At 58.8% G+C, this 16,626-nt stretch carries 15 protein-coding genes and 1 tRNA gene; 7 read left to right on the top strand and 9 right to left on the bottom strand.

The annotated features are described in order from the left end of the window. Positions 1–3 precede the first annotated feature (3 nt). From NA78x_RS06175 to NA78x_RS06160, 4 genes are all read right to left on the bottom strand, one after another. Complete coding sequence (locus NA78x_RS06175; protein ID WP_425617555.1) at positions 4–1,401, bottom strand: arylsulfatase; 1,398 nt, start codon at positions 1,399–1,401, stop codon at positions 4–6. A gap of 51 nt (positions 1,402–1,452) precedes the next feature. Further along, the gene (locus NA78x_RS06170; protein WP_425617554.1) at positions 1,453–2,835 is read right to left on the bottom strand and encodes an arylsulfatase B; all 1,383 of its coding nucleotides are present in this window, start codon (positions 2,833–2,835) and stop codon (positions 1,453–1,455) included. Between the two features lie 190 nt (positions 2,836–3,025). Then, entirely contained in the window at positions 3,026–4,381 is a 1,356-nt protein-coding gene (locus tag NA78x_RS06165; protein WP_425617553.1) for an MFS transporter, read from the bottom strand. Between the two features lie 231 nt (positions 4,382–4,612). Then, positions 4,613–4,684: transfer RNA gene (locus NA78x_RS06160), tRNA-Cys, on the bottom strand. Between the two features lie 396 nt (positions 4,685–5,080). Here NA78x_RS06160 and NA78x_RS06155 point away from each other — a divergent pair. From NA78x_RS06155 to NA78x_RS06145, 3 genes are all read left to right on the top strand, one after another. Next, positions 5,081–5,419 (top strand): hypothetical protein, encoded by a 339-nt coding sequence (locus NA78x_RS06155; protein WP_425617552.1) that lies wholly within the window; start codon positions 5,081–5,083, stop codon positions 5,417–5,419. A gap of 39 nt (positions 5,420–5,458) precedes the next feature. Next, a complete protein-coding gene (locus tag NA78x_RS06150; protein ID WP_425617551.1) occupies positions 5,459–5,809 on the top strand; it encodes a hypothetical protein in 351 nt (116 codons plus the stop codon). Positions 5,810–5,915: 106 nt separating this feature from the next. After that, positions 5,916–6,407, top strand: a complete 492-nt coding sequence (locus NA78x_RS06145) for an acetolactate synthase (RefSeq protein ID WP_425617550.1) — start codon at positions 5,916–5,918, stop codon at positions 6,405–6,407. A gap of 150 nt (positions 6,408–6,557) precedes the next feature. On the opposite strand, the gene NA78x_RS06140 is transcribed toward NA78x_RS06145, so the two are convergent. Beyond that, positions 6,558–7,841 (bottom strand): hypothetical protein, encoded by a 1,284-nt coding sequence (locus NA78x_RS06140; RefSeq protein ID WP_425617549.1) that lies wholly within the window; start codon positions 7,839–7,841, stop codon positions 6,558–6,560. A gap of 171 nt (positions 7,842–8,012) precedes the next feature. Here NA78x_RS06140 and NA78x_RS06135 point away from each other — a divergent pair, with 171 nt between their 5' ends. From NA78x_RS06135 to NA78x_RS06125, 3 genes are read left to right on the top strand one after another with little or no spacing between them, the layout of a single operon-like run. Beyond that, positions 8,013–8,969, top strand: coding sequence for a nucleotidyltransferase domain-containing protein (locus NA78x_RS06135; protein ID WP_425617548.1), 957 nt, complete (start codon positions 8,013–8,015; stop codon positions 8,967–8,969). Then, complete coding sequence (locus NA78x_RS06130) at positions 8,966–9,736, top strand: nucleotidyltransferase domain-containing protein (RefSeq protein ID WP_425617547.1); 771 nt, start codon at positions 8,966–8,968, stop codon at positions 9,734–9,736. The genes NA78x_RS06135 and NA78x_RS06130 overlap by 4 nt, the downstream gene beginning before the upstream one ends. Before the next feature lie 55 nt (positions 9,737–9,791). Then, on the top strand, positions 9,792–11,804 hold the full coding sequence (locus NA78x_RS06125) for a PQQ-binding-like beta-propeller repeat protein (RefSeq protein WP_425617546.1): 2,013 nt from the start codon (positions 9,792–9,794) through the stop codon (positions 11,802–11,804). On the opposite strand, the gene NA78x_RS06120 is transcribed toward NA78x_RS06125, so the two are convergent. From NA78x_RS06120 to NA78x_RS06105, 4 genes are all read right to left on the bottom strand, one after another. Further along, a complete protein-coding gene (locus tag NA78x_RS06120; RefSeq protein ID WP_425617545.1) occupies positions 11,805–12,761 on the bottom strand; it encodes a hypothetical protein in 957 nt (318 codons plus the stop codon). Continuing rightward, positions 12,761–13,462, bottom strand: coding sequence for a hypothetical protein (locus NA78x_RS06115; RefSeq protein ID WP_425617544.1), 702 nt, complete (start codon positions 13,460–13,462; stop codon positions 12,761–12,763). Before NA78x_RS06115 ends, NA78x_RS06120 begins: the two co-directional genes overlap by 1 nt. Positions 13,463–13,714: 252 nt before the next feature. After that, on the bottom strand, positions 13,715–14,131 hold the full coding sequence (locus tag NA78x_RS06110; protein ID WP_425617543.1) for a hypothetical protein: 417 nt from the start codon (positions 14,129–14,131) through the stop codon (positions 13,715–13,717). Positions 14,132–14,568: 437 nt separating this feature from the next. Next, positions 14,569–15,270, bottom strand: coding sequence for a hypothetical protein (locus NA78x_RS06105; RefSeq protein WP_425617542.1), 702 nt, complete (start codon positions 15,268–15,270; stop codon positions 14,569–14,571). Positions 15,271–15,579: 309 nt separating this feature from the next. Between NA78x_RS06105 and NA78x_RS06100 the strand changes: the two genes are divergently transcribed. Then, a complete protein-coding gene (locus NA78x_RS06100; protein WP_425617541.1) occupies positions 15,580–16,623 on the top strand; it encodes a ComEC/Rec2 family competence protein in 1,044 nt (347 codons plus the stop codon). Positions 16,624–16,626 lie beyond the last annotated feature (3 nt).

Raw genomic sequence — 16,626 nt, 5'->3', positions numbered from 1 at the left:
TTTTTAGCGGCTCTTGCGCCACGCTTGCCGCTCTTTTTGCGTAGCAAAGATCGGCCAGTTGGGATCGTCGCGGCGGGCTTCTTTCATGAACGACTCAGCCTTGGCCACGAGGTCGGGGTGATTACCAGCGACGTCGATCTTCTCGCCGGAATCGGACTTCAGGTCGTAGAGCTCGATCTCTTTTTTCGGGCCGTTGCGAACGGCCTTCCAGTCGCCAAACCGAACCGCCTGGATGAAGGCCTGCTCGTGGAGTTCCCAGTAGAAGTAGTCTCGCATGGGTGCTGGTCCGCCGCGCAGCATGCCGGTCAGCGAGAGGCCATCGGTCTGATAGTCTGCGGGCAGCTTTGCATGAGCAATCTCTGCTGCGGTCGGTAGAAAATCCCAGAAGGCCCAAGGCTCTTCGCTCACACGACCAGCGGGCACAATACCGGGCCAGCGAGCAAGAGCAGCCTGCCGCAGGCCCCCTTCGTACATGCCCCGCTTGAAGCCGCGGAGCTTGCCGCCCATCGACTGATCGAACTTGCGGCCAATCTCCGAGGTCTCGTTGAACGACGAGCCGTTGTCGCCGGCGAGCATGACCAGCGTGTTGTCGTCGACCTTGAGTTCCTTCAGCAGGGCGAGCAAGCGACCGACGTCGCTATCGAGCCTGGTGACCTGCGCGGCATACGCCTTTTGCTGTGGAGTCCAATCGGTTTTGGCATACTCGCCCACGTCGTCGATCTCGTGCCGGCCGTGCGGCAGGGTAATGGCATAGAACAGAAAGAAGGGCTGCTTGTGGTTCGTTCGCAGCCACTCTTCGGCATCGCGCTGGATCAACTCCTGCGCAAAGATCTTACCGGCACCGACTCCGTCGTTGCCAGGCAGTTTGATCTGTTCGGCGTTGTTGTAGAGATAGGTCGGGAAGTACGAGTGGGCATGTCGCTGGCAGTTGTAGCCAAAGAAGTGATCGAAGCCCCGCTTGAGTGGGCTGCCGGTGGTGCCAAACATGCCCATGCCCCACTTACCGACGCAGGCCGTGTTGTAGCCCGCACCTTTCAGCACGCTGGCGACCGTGACGGTGCTTTCTGGCAGCGGCAGCTGTCCTTCGCCAGCGGCAATCTCCCAATTGGCACGAACCGGCGAGTGTCCCATGTGCAGGCCCGTCATCAGCGACGTGCGTGATGGTGCACAGACGGTGGTGCCGCAATAAGCCTGGGTGAAGCGAGTTCCTTCCTTGGCCATGCGATCGAGATTCGGCGTCTTGATCAGCTTTTGGCCATAGCAGCCCAGGTCTCCCTGCGCGAGATCGTCACTGAGAATAAAGATGATGTTCGGGGGTTGCTTAGGTGAACTCGGTTCAGCGGCCAACGAGATGCTGCCTGTTAGCAAGGCAACCGCGAGCAACGAAGTGAGGCGAAGCATGGCGATGGAGTTCTCGAAGAGGAATGAAGGCAGATCCAGCCGGTTGTGGCACTACTCAACGGCTCGCGCGGGCACGGCATCTTTCAGCAGGTCATTTAACTTGGCCCGCATCGCCTTTACGCGTTCGGCCTCTTTCTCGGCGAGGTTGTTCTTCTCGCCGATATCGCTCGCCAGGTTGTAGAGTTCAATCGCAGCCGGGGCATTCGCTTGTTGTTTGCGTTTAGCCTTTTGCTTAGGTTTGGCTGCAGGTCCTTCGCTATCGACAGCCGATGCATTCAGCAGAAGCTTCCAATCTCCCATACGAACTGCGGCCCTCGTTGGCGACTGTACGAGCAGCACAGCGTCGTGCGGGCTCTTCGCCCCTTGCGTAATCATCCGCCAGACATCGCGGCCATCGAGCGGCAGCTTTTGTTTGCTATCGTCACCGACACCACCAGCCAACTTTGTCAGCGTAGGATACCAATCGACCGCATGCATGGGTTCGTCGATCGTGCTTCCCGCTTTGATCTGACCGGGCCAATTCGCGCAGGCACAGACGCGAACTCCACCTTCGTAGATGGTTCCCTTGCCCGCTCGCAGTTCGCCGTTGGTCGACAGTGTGCGCGGGTTCGGGCCGCCGTTATCGGCCGAGAAGACGATCAGTGTGTTCTCGCGCAGGCCCGCTTGGTCGATGGCCGCGACAATCTGCCCGATGGCTTCGTCCACGGCGGCAAGCATGCCCGCGACCTTGCGGCGGTTGCCTTCAATCGACTCATAAGGCTGGGTGTACGAATCCGGAACCTGTAGGGGAGCATGAACACCATTAAATGGAACGTACAAGAACAGCGGCTTCGACTTATCCTTCTCGGCGATCAACTTGCAAGCTTCGCGCGCGAGCAGATGCGTACTGTAGCCTTCCTCCTTCAGTTCTTTGTCGTCTCGATACCAATCATGAACACCATCGCGAATGTGCGTGAAGTAGTCGAGCGCGCCGAAGTAGTGGCCATACTGATGATCGAAGCCGCGCGAGGTCGGCAAGTAGCCTCGCTCGAATTCGCCCAAGTGCCACTTGCCGACAATGGCCGTTTCGTAACCGGCATCTTTCAAGGCATTGGCCAAAGTTCGTTCGCCGAGCGGCAGTCCCCATTTGGCATGCGGCCGCACCACCGTGTACACACCCGTGTGCGTGGCATACCGGCCGGTTAGTAGCGCGGCCCGTGTGGGTGAGCAAACAGGCTGCACATAGTGCGAGTTCAAGATTGCTCCGCCGCTCGCCAACTTGTCGATGTTGGGCGTCTGGATGTCTTTGCAACCCATGAACCCGACGTCGGTTCGTCCCAGGTCGTCGATCAGAAAGAAGACGATATTGGGTTTCTCGGCCGCCGAAACGAAATTGCTGAGCAGAAACAACAACGTCGCCAGTCCTAAACACGCTCGCAATGATCGATGGCTCATAGTTCCCTCGCACCTTCTCAAACGCAATTTCCGCCAACGACTAGATGATTGACGCCTTCACTTTATTCGATTTGGCCAAGGCACAAGAGCAGGCACATGTGCGCAATCTGGTTCAGCAACAAAAAAGGCCCCGCGAGCAATTTCGCGGGGCCTGATTTGGGAATCCAACAATCGGTCGACGTTATCGGCGTTAGTGAGCCGGCGCTTTGATTAGCACTGGTTCTTCCGCTTCGCGTGGCGGGTGGAAGAAGAACAACAGCAGCAGTGCCGCGCCAATGGCCATCGCGGTGGGAACCATGAAGAGCTCTCGATAGCCAGTCAAACCAGGGCCCGTCAGGAAGTAGCCCGAGAGTGGAATAAAGAGCCATTTTGCCGTGAGATCGCCCACGCCCAGGATCAAAAAGTTGAACAAGCCCTGAGCACTCGTCCGGATGTCCTTGGGGAAGACCTTATCGATGTAGATGTACACTGTCGCGAAGAAGAACGCGTAGCAAATGCCGTGCAGGAACTGCACGCCCACGAGCAAGGCCGTATTCTCCGGAAAGAACGCAAACACCGAGAAACGCGCGGCGTGACCCAAGATGCCGATGATCATTGTCCAGCGCCAGCCGAGCTTCGACAGCACGAAGCCCAGGAACATCATCGTCAATATTTCGGCAACTTGGCCGAGACTCATCACCACCATGATCCATTCCGGTTTGATGCCAGCTTTGCCTAGGAAGGTGCCGGTCATCACAAAGTAGCCATTGTGAATCGTCGAGTCGATAAACGTGGCCACGAACAATACAAAGATGGCCGGTGTGCCGAGCAACTTCAGTGCGCGAAGCAATGCAAAGCTTTCAGCTCCGGTTGCTTTGTTCGGCGGAGTGTGGGGCAGAAACAGGCTGAAGACTGCGAGCAACAGCGATGCGCCGCCGGAAATAACAAAGATCAGATTCGTTGCTTTCAGCACTTCAGCGTCCGTTTTGCCATACAGCAGAATGGCGATGGGCCACGCAGCCAAAATCCAACCAATGGTGCCACCCATCCGCACTATGCCGAACTCTTTCTCCGAGTTCTTCATGTGGCTGAAGGCGATTGAGTTGGCGATTGAAATCGTCGGCACGTACAGCAGACAGTGCAGCGACATCAGACCGAAGAAGATCCAGAACGGAGTGTCGTACGGCTTGATCACTTCCCCAGCTTCGAGAGGCAAGCGATCGAACTTCACCCAGGCCAGACCAGCCATGGCGAGGCCGCCCACCAGGTGACTAAATGCCATGAAGCGTTCGGCCGAGAAGTTGCGGTCCGCAAATTGATTGCTGAAGAACATGCCAATGATGGCGGATACCGGAAACGCGCTCAGAATGAGCATCTGCTCTTGCTCGGTCAGTCCCATCGCTGGCAGGTAGCCAAAGATCAACGGCAGCCACGCTCCCCAGATGAAGAACTCCAGCACCATCATGATGAAGAGCTTGATTCCCACGCCACTGGGACCACCCGGAGGTTGCAGCATAGGCCCCGGCGGAGTCTTGGGGGATTCATAGGGATCAGACGCAGGACTCATGAACGGGCTCCGGAGATCGGATTCAAGCAGAGAAACAACGTGCTGGCACGGGAGATTGCCGAGCCAGAATCGTAATCTCCGCGTGGTGCTTATGAAAGCTCCAAGTTGCCCAATTTCGCTGCGGTAAGTCGCAGCGCCAACGCACGAAAAAACGCCGGCCGCAGTGAAGCGACCGGCGTTTTGTTCTGTAGAAAACGGCGAGTCGTTGGATCCCCAACCGTTTCATCGAAGAGGCGCTGGTCGGAGTTGAACCGACGATGGCGGATTTGCAATCCGCTGCCTTAGCCACTTGGCTACAGCGCCTGAAGTCGTACATCTGTGAGCGTAGGAAAACCTTGCCGGTTGGTCAAGTGAGGCAGGTTGTGCCTCACAGGCTTGGTCGTACTATGCTTACCGATTGCTGTGTTTGTATCGTCCAATCCTGGGTGCCGGTTTAATCATCTCGAAGATTTCAGTCGCTAGCAGTCGGAATCTCTTCGCAGCAGACAGTTTCACCAAGCGGTCCAAACCGGCGCGGCAGCCGCGATATCAAGAAGCCAGCGCTGGGAATTCGATTCCCTCTATACGCGAACTGCCCCGGCACCCGCAATCTGCGCCTCTTCACGCGATTGCCTGTGCCGCCGCAGATCGCATCTGGCCGTCGTGGCGATCGTCGCTCGGCCGCCTGGATCTCCCCCCACGCTTGGAAGGATTGCGATTATGGGCATTGCACAATGGATGGCCGATTGGCTGGTTACCGATAAAGTGGCCCACCTGGCCGAGCGCATCGCTGGCCGCAGCCGCCTGGCCACGTATCAGCGCGTTTGCGATCGCCTGTATTCGCTCGAAGCCAACGAAGCACGCGGCTACGTTCGCACCCGGGCAGCGACCATTGTCTCGGCCGAAGCCGACAAACTGATCGCGCAAGAAGGGGTCTCGGCGGCCAAGCTTCGCACCAAGCTGATTGCCAGTGCCATGGACTCGCTCGTCTCGGCCATTCTGCAACAGGCCGAACAAGCACGTCGCTCGAAGCCGGTTCCACGCCGGATGGCTGCGTAGATCTCGTCCCCTGCCCGCGCGCTACGAGAGTTTGCTGCCATGACTTTGCCCTATTCGAACTTGCCCTCGCCGGCGGACCTCGCCAAGTCCAGCCAACGTCTGGCCAGCAACAACGCCCGCGTCTCGGCAGTGTTGAACTCACTGCCGATCATGCTCGATCAGTTGATTGCCGCCGCCGATCGTCGCGACTGGCACGAAATCGTCCGGCAAAGCGAATCGTTGGCCGAAATGGGGCGGGCCCTGAAGTGCGATACGCTCGCCATCCCCGCCGGCGAACTGGCCGCTGTTGCGGAGGCCCGCAGCAGCGAACTCGAGATCAAGCGGCACCTGCTGCGAGTGATTGGCGCGGCCGGCCGAGCTCGCAAAACCTCGTTTCTCGCAGGAAAATAGCCCCGGCGATAAGTCGCCGAGCGTTGACCATTCTGCCTGCCCGGCCCTATAACCAAGCAGAGCGTATGTTGATACTTCTGAGATCGCAGCGGCGTGGGGACTGGGCATGAGCATCGGCGAGGGGATGGATACCGGCTATGTCACGGCCCGTGGTAAGGGCTTTCCTACCATTCGGCAGTTCACGGTCTTTCTCGAGAACCGTGTCGGCCAGCTGATGGAGGTGATTCGCCGCTTCGAAGGAAGCAAGGTGCGAATCGTCGCTCTCTCCATCAACGATGCCACCGAATGTGCCTTCGTTCGCTTCCTGCTCAGCCATCCGGAGCAAGGTCGCGAGATCTTGGAGCGAGCCGGCCTCGCCATCATCGAGAGCGAACTGATCGGCGTCGAACTGCCGCAGACCACCCAACCACTGCTCGAAGTCTGCACGGCTCTGTTACAGGCCGAAGTCAACATCGTGCAGGCCTATCCGCTCCTCATTCGTCCGCATGGTCAGCCGGCAGTCGCCCTGATGGTCGACAATCTCGACATGGCCATGGCCACACTCAACTCCAAGGGCTTCGCGATGATCCACGAAGCCGATCTGGCCGACGAAGACTGAAAACCGATCTGGCCGACGAGGCCTAAAAAACTGTGTTCACAAACCTCCCCCCTTGGTGAACTCCGATGCGCGCCAAACCCGAGAGTTATGGCACCTGCTCGCCCAAAACCCCTGGGGGTTTGTGAACGCCCCTCTGATTGAGGGTGCGGTTCAATCTCGCAAAAATTGCGACTCGCGTGGGGCCCGATAGCTAATGGCCAGATGCGGTGTTTCTAGTCGCGCTTGCTCTTTGCCCAGCGAGCGCACGCCCGCCTCGACGAGTCCCGTCGTGATCAAGGTCCGCTCGATGGGACACGGCGCTTGGCCGGTGAGGAAGGTCTCTTCGGCTTTCGACATCAGCGATGCCGAGTAGGTCACGTTGGGCGTTGGTGGCAAATAGAAGAGCGTCGAAAAGGGTTCAGGCTTGCCCTTCAATTTGACCGCGATGTTGAAGTCGGTGACCAGGCCATTCATGAGCAACATCGTGGCCTTGGTGCCGTCCCGATATTCGATGCGATAAGCCACTGGCTGCTTCACCCATTCCTTCATCTGCGCCACCGTCGGATAGCGATGACTGAACGTCGCCGGTTGAGCCAGCGTTTGCGTTCGGCTGAGACACGCTTCGAACAAGCGCGGATCCCATCCTCCCGCGTTCCAGTCTTTCGCCGCAAGTGCTTGCCAGACGGCATCGCCGCGCAAAGCTTGAACCGCTGCGACTCCCGTCTCACCACCTTTTCGTCGTTCGGCCAGGCACTGAATCACTTCGAGCGCATGGAAGTCGTAGCTATCAATACTGCCGTAAGCCAGGCACAGCAGTTCTTCTACCTCGGAGTCGATCGGCAACTCTACCGAAGGCATGCGCCACGTGACTGGCAACGAAGAGCCTGCCGCAAACGGAATCTTCATTTCCTGCGAGGTGTCGTACATCTCTTTCGCCCAGTCCCAGTTCCACGACAGATGCTTGTCATTAAATACTGGCAGCACGCGACCCGACTGACGAAAAACTTCGACAACCTGTTTGAAGAACTCGTAGCGAGGATACTTGGTTTGCTCGTACTGGCTCTTCTCGTAGTTGCCGTGCTCACCAATGATGAGCACACCATCAACGGCCAAGTCATTGCCGCCGCAGCGCAGCGCTTCGGCTACGGTGGGATAAATCGTAAAGCCGAACTCCTTGGCTCGCCCAGCGCTCAAGTCGCCGCTCGGCTTTTGGTCGACATAAGCGCTCACGACATCGATGGGCGGCCGATACCAGGCGCCCTTCTTGGGGTAACCATGCAAAAATCGCTCAGCCATGTGCCAGGCATGCGAGCGGTCTTTCCACACGGTGGTCACGACGGCGATTCGTTTTCGCTTGGGCTCTTCCGCGGCCCGCAGCGAGGAAGAAACTGGCAACAATCCCGCGGCTAACGTGGCCGCGATCGATCCAAGAACGGTTCGGCGAGAGCAAAGCATGAGGTGGGTCTCCGGCGAGGGTGCAGCGAGAGGATCCGCATCGTACTACACCGCTGCTCGCATAACAGCCTATCCGGTGGCACGTGGTGATCTATTCGAGGCGAATGTGAACCGTTTTCGCTACGATGACCTCTCTCGTACTGGGAACGACCACCAAACCGAGCGGCGGGTATGCAAGTGACCGAGCGAGTGCATGACAATCCGAATCTGATTTTCTCTACCGGTACGCAAGTCGTTACCGCGCGCAACATCACGGGCGAAGGTGGCCGCGTGCTCCATCCGCGCGGCGCGGTGGGCGTCGTGATTCGCTCGCCGGGGGATCTCACGCACGGCTATCGTGTCCGCTTTCTCGATGGCGTGGAAGAGAATTTGTCGCGTGCCGACATGATGATGCTGGCGCAGTTCCAAGAAGGCGAGATCGGCAACTCCGCGATCACCGCCGCCCACACCGATCTGTTTGCACGCGTCATCTATCGCTGCGTGATCGGTTCGCGGGCCTATGGCTTGGAAAGCGAAGCTTCCGACACCGACTATCGCGGCATCTATCTGCCGCCGGCCGATTTGCACTGGTCGCTGTACGGTGTGCCCGATCAACTCGACCGTGACGAAACGCAGGAACAGTACTGGGAGCTGCAGCGATTTCTTGTTTTGGCGCTCAAAGCGAACCCGAACGTGCTGGAGTGCCTCTATTCACCACTGGTCGAGAAAATCACACCGCTGGGCGAAGAACTGCTGCAGATGCGTTCGTCGTTTTTGTCGCGCCTGGTTTTTCAGACCTACAACGGCTATGTCACCTCGCAGTTTAAAAAGATGCAGGCCGATATTCGCAATCAAGGCCAGGTGAAGTGGAAGCACGTGATGCACTTGATCCGGCTGCTCATTTCCGGCATCAGCGTCTTGAGGCACGGGTTTGTTCCCGTGCGCGTCGATGAACAACGAGAGGCCTTGCTCGCCGTGCGTCGCGGTGAAGTCCCTTGGGAAGAGACTGAAAAATGGCGACTTCAATTGCATCGCGAATTTGAACAAGCGCTGGAACAAACCAGCCTGCCAGAACGGCCCGATTACGAACGGGCCAATGCCTTACTCATCAAAGCTCGCCGCGCAGCGATGCTGGAGGAATTGCCTTGAACTTCGATCAGCGTCTGTACGACCAGGTTGCCGAGCATCCGTACCCGCTGCTGTTCGCAACGATCAGCGGAGCGCATCTGTATGGCTTTCCTTCGCCCGATTCCGACTTCGACCTGCGCGGCGTGCACCTGCTGCCGCTGCCGGAAGTGGTTGGCCTTGCTCCAGGAAACGAAACCGTCGAGAAGTCGGGCTTTCGCGATCACCTGGAGATCGATCTGGTCACGCATGACGCCAAAAAGTTCTTCACCCTCATGCTGAAGAAGAACGGTTACGTGCTGGAGCAACTTCTCTCGCCGCTGGTCGTGCAGACCACGCCCGAGCATGCCGAGCTGAAAGCGCTCGCCCCCAACTGCGTCACGCGGCACCATGCGCATCACTATCTGGGTTTTGCCGCCACGCAGTGGAAGCTGTTTCGCCAGGAAGATCCGCCGCGCGTGAAGCCGCTACTGTACGTCTATCGTGTGCTGCTCACGGGCATTCATCTGATGCGAACGGGAGAGGTCGAAGCGAACCTGCTGCTTCTCAACGAGACGGCTCAGTTGCCGTACATCGCGGACCTCGTTGCGCGGAAGGTTAGCGGAACCGAGAAAGGGACGCTCGATCAGGCCGACCTCGCTTTTCACGAGCGTGAGTATCTGCGACTCACCGCCTCGCTGGAGCAGGCCTACCACGCCAGTCGACTGCCCGAAACTCCGAGCGCCACTGCTGCGCTCAACGACTTGCTCGTGCGGATTCGGTGTGGTTCGCGCACGCCCAGAGGAATCTAAGCAAGCGTTCAACGGTGGGGTTACAATGCGCGCTCTTCTCTGAGCGAGCAACCTCATGTGGGCACAACCTCTCCGCGTTTCGTCGCCCGTCTTTTCGTGCGCGGTCATCTGCTGCGCGCTGATGATGGCCGGTGTCGCCAGCGCGGCTGAACATGGGTCAGGATCGAGTTGGCCACAGTGGCGAGGGCCGACGCACGATGGAGTGGACACCGGCGCCGAGATCGTCGATTCGTTTCCCGCTGCGGGGCCACCGATCTTGTGGGTGCGAGAACTCGGCCAGGGCTACTCGGGGATTGCCGTCAGCGACTCGCGCGTGTTCACCATGACCCAGTCGCTCTACGAGCAATCGCTCGTTTGTCTCGATGCCGAAACGGGCCAAACGATTTGGTCGACGAAAGTGGGCTGGCCCTACGACGGCGGCGGGCTCTATCCGGGGCCACGTTCAACGCCGACCGTTGTTGCCGGCAAAGTGATTTACGTCACGCCGCAAGGCGTCGTTGGTTGCGCGACGGCCGCGACTGGCGAGATCGTTTGGACACTCAATTTCAACGAGAAGTTTCAAGGTCGTGGTACCGAGTTCGGCTATTCGAGTTCTCCGCTCGTGAGCGATGGGCTCGTCATTTTGCCGGTTGGTGGTGAAGCCGCGAGTGTGGTCGCCCTGAAGGCCGAAGATGGCAGCCTGGCTTGGAAAACGGGAACCAAGCCGGCCAGCTATGCCACGCCGCTGCCGATTGAGTGGCAGGGATATCCGCTCGTGATCGTGCTGATGCAAAACTCACTGGCCTGTTATCACCGGGCGACAGGTGAGCGGTGGTGGGAACTGCCCCTCTCCAATGGCTACGATGAACATGCCGCAGCCCCCCTCTACCGCGAGCCGCATTTGCTCATCGCCGCTCCGTTCCAGGCAGGTGCCGAGCAGTTCGAACTCGTCGCCAACCAAGAGACCGGTCGCTGCGAGCCGAAACGGACTTGGGACAACTTGAAACTATCGAATGACGTTGCTTCCAGCGTGCTCGTGGGCGATACGCTCTACGGCTTCGATCTGCGTGAAGCGCAGTCGAGACTGCATCGCCCCTCGCGTGGTGAGTTTCGTGCTCTCGATTGGCTGACGGGCGAAGTCTGTTGGTCGGCCAAGGAGCCCGGGCAGGCCCAATTGATCGCTGCCGACGGCAAGCTGATCGGCTTTAACGACCGTGGCGAAGTGCTGCTCTTCACCGCAACTCCCGACAAGTACGAAGAGCTAGGTCGCGTCAAAATCTTCCCCGAAGAAGTCTGTTGGACGTCGCCAGCACTGGCCGACAATCGGTTGTACTTGCGGACGCAATCTCGACTCGCGGCAATTTATCTTGGTCGCGCGCCGCTCGCGGCAACCAAGCCGGTGCTGATTGCCAGTGAGGTTGCCGGCCAAGAGCGGTTTGATCCGGGCGTGCTCCTGGGTGCTGAGCGAGACTATCCGGCAACGCCTCCCTCGCCAGAAGAACTGCGTCGTTGGTTCTGGCTGGGCTGCGCGATCATGGTGATTGCAGTAGCCATTGGCAGCGCGCTCGATTTCGCTCTGCGAAGACTGCTTCCCGCCAAGCCCGCGACGCCCGCAGATGACAGCCCCTTTGCGAACCACGGATCCGATTCCCGCGCGCTAGTCATCTCCTGGACGCTGATCTTTTTGAGTGGCTGCCTGGGAAGCTGGCTGATCCATCATTGGACGACACTTTATTTCTTCAGCTGGCCGGTCGCCTTGTGGGCCGTCTATCAAGCGGCGCTCACGTTCAGCGTGCTGGGAATGCGGGCGAAGCTCTGGAGCCGTCAGCGGCTCACATCGTATGCTTGCGGCACGTTGCTGCTTGTGTTCGCCGCAGCTTACTTTCACCTCTGCCGCTGGCTGGGCCTGGCGCTGGAGTGGTGCTTTCTCACGGGCTTTGTGTTGTCGTTTCCAGCTGCCGCACCACTGACCTGGCTGCAGTTGCGAGCCACGCAATTTGTCTGGCTCAGTCGCTCTGCCGCCTATCTCCTCTCGTTCAGTGCGTACTACTGGACAAGCGTATTGTTTATGGAGTGGTGGCTGAGGTAATCAGACAACTGCGGGGCGAGTTACGGGTTGAACATTCCACGGCCAGAAGATCGAGGCAGCGACGATCAGGCTGAGGCAGAAGATCACGTGCCCGCTGATGAGCGCCAGGGATAACCACAGCACGAGACCAATGCCCAGGAGCAGCGGTCGAGCGAGGCGATTCCAGATCAGCACAGGAAAGAGGAATTCGAACGCAAGCAGCGCGTGCGTCCAGGCGTTGATCACAAACGGGGACGAGCGGAGCGAAGTGAGATTCACCGGGCGCGAGGTGGTTTGCGCGATCATGTACCAAACGGCATCGCCAGTCCACCAAGGCTCGGACGAGAGTTTCGAAAGTCCCATCATCAGCACAAAGGCGGCCAGGTGAACTTGAATCAGGCGGATGCCGATGTTGGCCATCACCGAGGGTTTGGCAGTTTCGTTCACTCGATCGCCGGCGCGACGACGCTTCAGCCAGCCATCGAAGCTGAACCACTCACCGCTGGGGGCGATGCACAAATAGAACAGCAGCATCGCCAGCAATGGTTCCCCAAAGCCGCTGATCATCGGGGCGCGATGTACGAAGCTGAGGAGCATGGCCAGGGTGACGATCGCTGATATGCGACTGAGGACACCCGCGGCCAACAGCGTGGCGGCGACGAGTGCAATGATTTCGAAGACCCAAAGCTCGCCTGGATTCGTGGCGAACTTCAGCGCGGTGTAGTTGAAGTTGATGACGCCATCTTGCTGCGTCAACCGCTCGACCGTTTGCGGTGGCAGCAACCCATTCGTTGCAAACCAGCGGGTGAGATCGCCCCAGTACGACAGGAAGTAGGCCAGCGCGAGGAGCCCGGTGCCGATGCGCACGATGGCCAGAGGCTGCGAACTGGCGGGCGTGAACCAGAAGTGGTTCCAGCCGGCACCAATCGTGCTGGTGAGATCATCCCAGTAGGAGACGGTTTGTTCTTTCAGAAGCATTAGGAGCCTCCTGTGGTTGAGGCAGCCTGACGGGGAGCAACTTCGTTGCGGGCCGACCGTTTGATGGCTTGCACCTGGTTGTCTTCGTCGATCCACACATCGGCTTCGTAGACCGGAATTTCGTACTGTGGAGCGTTCGGGTTATCGCGCGGAAAGCCGGGGCGAAGGTCGTCGAGATTGATCGGCTGGCTGCTCTTCTGAATGCAGCGGAAGACGCAGCGGCGTGCATCGTTCTCGGCCATGATTCTGGCACCGACGGCGCGGGCAATCTCACCCGAGTTCTCGTCGAGTTCGTTCTCGGGACTGGCGAACGTCGCGACCAGCCGAGCGAGCGTGATGTAGCGCCGCTGGCTGCCGTTCAGCTTGGAACCATGATCGGGTAGGACGACCGTTTTCAAGAGCTTCTGGTCTTCGACCCGTTTTTCGCCATCGGCATACAGATCGAGCACCAGCAGGCAGTCATCGGTGGGTGGACCCGAGACCAGGTAGTACGGAGTGAAGTCGGGATCGAAGTTGAGCAACTGCGTATAAGCGCTGAAGACTTCAACTAACCGAGCCTGCAGCGGCGAGCGCAGGTGGTTGGAGCTAAGCACCGCGAAGACGCAGAAGAAGTGGACGAAGATCAGCAGTGACGCGACGCCGCGCCAGGTGGAGTTCCACTCGGCGGGCGTGCTGTCCGGGCTGGGTTGTTTGCTGGCCATGGGAGTTGCTAGAAGCCAAGGACGGAGTGATGCAAGTGCGGACCTGGGGATCGTTGCGATGGCGGGCCGCTAGGAGAGTTTAGGTCAGACTGCGGCTACCTGCGGCGAAAAAGCCACACGCAAGAAATAAGAAAGACCGGATCTCGCGCGAGATCCGGTCTTTCTGCGAATTCATCGGATACCAGTGGGCAGCAACAGGGGAGCTGCCACCTGGTTAAACACAAAGCCTGTGGATCCGAGTGTTCAGGATGACTACTTAGGGGCTTCGACAGCGGCTGGAGCAGCAGGAGCAACTTCGACAGCAGCAGCAGGGGCGACTTCGACAGCGCCACCGCAACCACCGCAGGAAGCGGCGCAACCACCACTGCAAGCGCTGTAACCACCGCAGCATGCCGACGAGCAGCAGCGGCGACGGTGCTTACGGCCACCGCAGCAAGACGACGAGCAGCAATCGGCAGCAGGAGCAGCCGAGCAGCACGACGACGAGCAGCAGCGACGACGGTGATGACGGCCACCGCAGCACGAGCTGCTGCAGCAGTCGCTAGCAGCGGCGCATCCGCCACAGCCATGGCAACCAAAAGCGGCCGAAGCCTTCTTTTCGCCACCGATCAAAGCCAAACCAACCATCGCGAAGAAGATCGCGACACCCAACACAACGATACGGTTCATTCTAAAATCCTCCACTTGCCTTTTCAGGTACCTTAAGGCGAAACAACTCAAGTTGCCGTCAACACCGAATACCTCGCAACGCGACGGCGTGAAATCGAGCGAGGTTCAACCTTCTGTACCCTGCGGGCCCGCAGATCTTGGTCGTGGTTTTGCCCTGTTTGCGAAACCTTATCACGTACGAAGACTGCAGTGGTCACACAGGCTAGGCTGACTAAGGTAACAGGGGCACACCTAATGTCAAGCGGTCAGCGTTAATTTGCGAAGACTGCGTAATCTTTGCGTGCCCTTGGGACCTCGTCCTTCAGCATAGCTCTCTAAGGTGAGAGAGGACCAAGAAAAGAAGCGAGACCGCGCTCGAAGGAATTCGAGGCGGTCTCGCGGTTGGTCAATCTAAAGCTTTGCCCTGGCAAGAGTTACTTGCCGGGAATCGCAGCAGGCTACTTCAGTTGTGGTCCTTCCGGTGGTGCCGGTTGGGTTGCTTGTTGGATTGGGGCGGCGGGGCCAACCCCAGGCTGACCCGCGGGTGCTGTCACTTGTGTGGCTGCCTGGGCGGCAACCTTGGCCTCCTCAGCTTCAGCGGCCGCCAGAGCTTCTTTATGCTTGTTCATCATGTCTGCAGGATCTTCGAAATTCAGAAACTGCGGCCCCTGACCGGGGACCAGTTCGATGGCGAAACCGGCAACTCGCCAGCCATCGTTCTGCTTGCGCAGAACCCAAATCACTTCGTTGGTGATGCTTTCCTCGCCATAGACCTCGACCCAGCGAGCCTGGACATGAGCCCCGTTCGGGTTGTTTTGCAGGTACTGAGCAGGTGCCACCTGAAACTGAGCATTCGGGGCCGCGTTCGGCGCCACCGGTAGGTCGTGCTTTTTGGTTTCTTCGCGAGCCTTGGTCGTGAGCAGCGCTTCAGTCGTGGCCGCATCGCCGGCGCGCATGGCGTCGAGGAAGACGGTCACTACTTGATCGGGTGTGGCCTCGACGGGCACTTCTTTGGGCGGAGCAGCGGCGACGGCAGTCCCGGCTGGTTGGCCCTGGTTCGATTCCATCGTGGGGGGCAATGCATCTTTCTTGCCACAGCCCGCAAAGCCTGCAGCGATCACGAGCACAGCCACTGCCAGTTCCCAGCCTGGTCGCTTCATTGTCAGACATCCTTGTCTTCGCGTAGTTCAGTCTCTGAGTCATTGTCTGCCGAGAATCAGCCTGCTTGCTAATTCGGCCTGTTCAGGCACACTCGGCGCGCACGAGGCGACCGTTTGCCAGAACCTGACGCGGAGTCTCGCAAAGCGGTGCAACTTAGTCAAGGTTGAAAGTGCAGCGAGCGAAATGCAACGGCCGTAGCTTGCTCCAGCCATCCAGCGCACCGATAATCGCAGCCTGCATAACGGCTTACGAACACAGGCTTACGAACACAGACTTCGAACTTAGCGACCTCTCTCAGGATCGACCTCATGCGGAACAAGCTCGGATGGTTGTTGGCAGCGTTTGTCTTTGCGCTCAGTCCTATCTCTCTGCTGCAAGGTGCGGAGAGCGGACCGCTCCATATCTATTGGATCGATACCGAGGGAGGAGCGGCCACGCTGCTCGTCACTCCGGCTGGTGAAACGGTTCTCATCGATGCCGGGAACCCGGGCCGCCGTGATGCTGACCGGATTGTGAAGACGCTGACCGAAATCGCCGGCAAGAAGCAAATCGATCATCTGGTAACCACTCACTATCACGGCGATCACTTCGGCGGAGCCATCGAGTTGGCGAAATTGCTCCCCATTGCCAATCTGTGGGACAACGGCGAGTTCGAGGGCCTGCGCGATAATCCCGGCAAAGCCTATTTCGAATTGAAGGCCGACAAGAAGCACGTGCTCAAGCCGGGCGATACCATTCCCGTCAAGCAGCAAGCCGCTGACGCTCCGCAGCTTAGCATTCGCTGCCTGGGAACTCGCCAGCAGTTCGTCACCGCGCCGGCAACAGCCGTCGAGAACTCTTCCGTCTGTAGCAGCGGCCGCGAGAAGGCCCGCGATGGCTCCGACAATGCTAACAGCGTGGTGCTACTTATTAAGTACGGCGACTTCACATTCTTCGACGCCGGCGATCTCACCTGGAATCAAGAAGCCAAGCTGGTCTGCCCGCACAACCTCGTCGGCAAGGTCGACGTCTATCAAGTGACCCACCACGGTCTCGACGCCAGCAACAACCCGCTCGTGCTGCAAACCATCGAGCCCCACGTGGCCATCATGAATAACGGCACCACCAAAGGCTGTGCCCCCGAAGTCTTCGAGAACCTGAACGCCACCAAATCCATTCAACAGGTCTATCAGGTCCACAAGAACCTCCGCCCCGACGGTGCCACCAACAACGTCGCCGACGAGTTCATCGCCAACAAAGAGAAAGAGTGCCAGGGAAACCACATTCACCTCGCCGTCGCCCCGGATACCAAGAGCTACACCGTGAGCATCCCGGCGAATAAGCACGCGAAGACGTTTAAGACGCGTGAGTAATGC

The organism is Anatilimnocola aquadivae (assembly GCF_049819085.1).
GTDB lineage: Bacteria > Planctomycetota > Planctomycetia > Pirellulales > Pirellulaceae > Anatilimnocola.
Note: the sequence above shows the minus strand (reverse complement) of the source record. Positions and strands in the feature narration are given on the sequence as shown.

What these genes read in the sequence shown, in the direction of transcription:
- NA78x_RS06120 (WP_425617545.1), bottom strand. Translation starts at nt 12,761, where the DNA reads ATGCTTCTGAAAGAACAAACCGTCTCCTACTGGGATGATCTCACCAGC.
- NA78x_RS06155 (WP_425617552.1), top strand. Translation starts at nt 5,081, where the DNA reads ATGGGCATTGCACAATGGATGGCCGATTGGCTGGTTACCGATAAAGTG.
- NA78x_RS06165 (WP_425617553.1), bottom strand. Translation starts at nt 4,381, where the DNA reads ATGAGTCCTGCGTCTGATCCCTATGAATCCCCCAAGACTCCGCCGGGG.
- NA78x_RS06145 (WP_425617550.1), top strand. Translation starts at nt 5,916, where the DNA reads ATGAGCATCGGCGAGGGGATGGATACCGGCTATGTCACGGCCCGTGGT.
- NA78x_RS06105 (WP_425617542.1), bottom strand. Translation starts at nt 15,270, where the DNA reads ATGAAGCGACCAGGCTGGGAACTGGCAGTGGCTGTGCTCGTGATCGCT.
- NA78x_RS06150 (WP_425617551.1), top strand. Translation starts at nt 5,459, where the DNA reads ATGACTTTGCCCTATTCGAACTTGCCCTCGCCGGCGGACCTCGCCAAG.
- NA78x_RS06110 (WP_425617543.1), bottom strand. Translation starts at nt 14,131, where the DNA reads ATGAACCGTATCGTTGTGTTGGGTGTCGCGATCTTCTTCGCGATGGTT.
- NA78x_RS06140 (WP_425617549.1), bottom strand. Translation starts at nt 7,841, where the DNA reads ATGCTTTGCTCTCGCCGAACCGTTCTTGGATCGATCGCGGCCACGTTA.
- NA78x_RS06135 (WP_425617548.1), top strand. Translation starts at nt 8,013, where the DNA reads ATGCAAGTGACCGAGCGAGTGCATGACAATCCGAATCTGATTTTCTCT.
- NA78x_RS06125 (WP_425617546.1), top strand. Translation starts at nt 9,792, where the DNA reads ATGTGGGCACAACCTCTCCGCGTTTCGTCGCCCGTCTTTTCGTGCGCG.
- NA78x_RS06115 (WP_425617544.1), bottom strand. Translation starts at nt 13,462, where the DNA reads ATGGCCAGCAAACAACCCAGCCCGGACAGCACGCCCGCCGAGTGGAAC.
- NA78x_RS06100 (WP_425617541.1), top strand. Translation starts at nt 15,580, where the DNA reads ATGCGGAACAAGCTCGGATGGTTGTTGGCAGCGTTTGTCTTTGCGCTC.
- NA78x_RS06170 (WP_425617554.1), bottom strand. Translation starts at nt 2,835, where the DNA reads ATGAGCCATCGATCATTGCGAGCGTGTTTAGGACTGGCGACGTTGTTG.
- NA78x_RS06175 (WP_425617555.1), bottom strand. Translation starts at nt 1,401, where the DNA reads ATGCTTCGCCTCACTTCGTTGCTCGCGGTTGCCTTGCTAACAGGCAGC.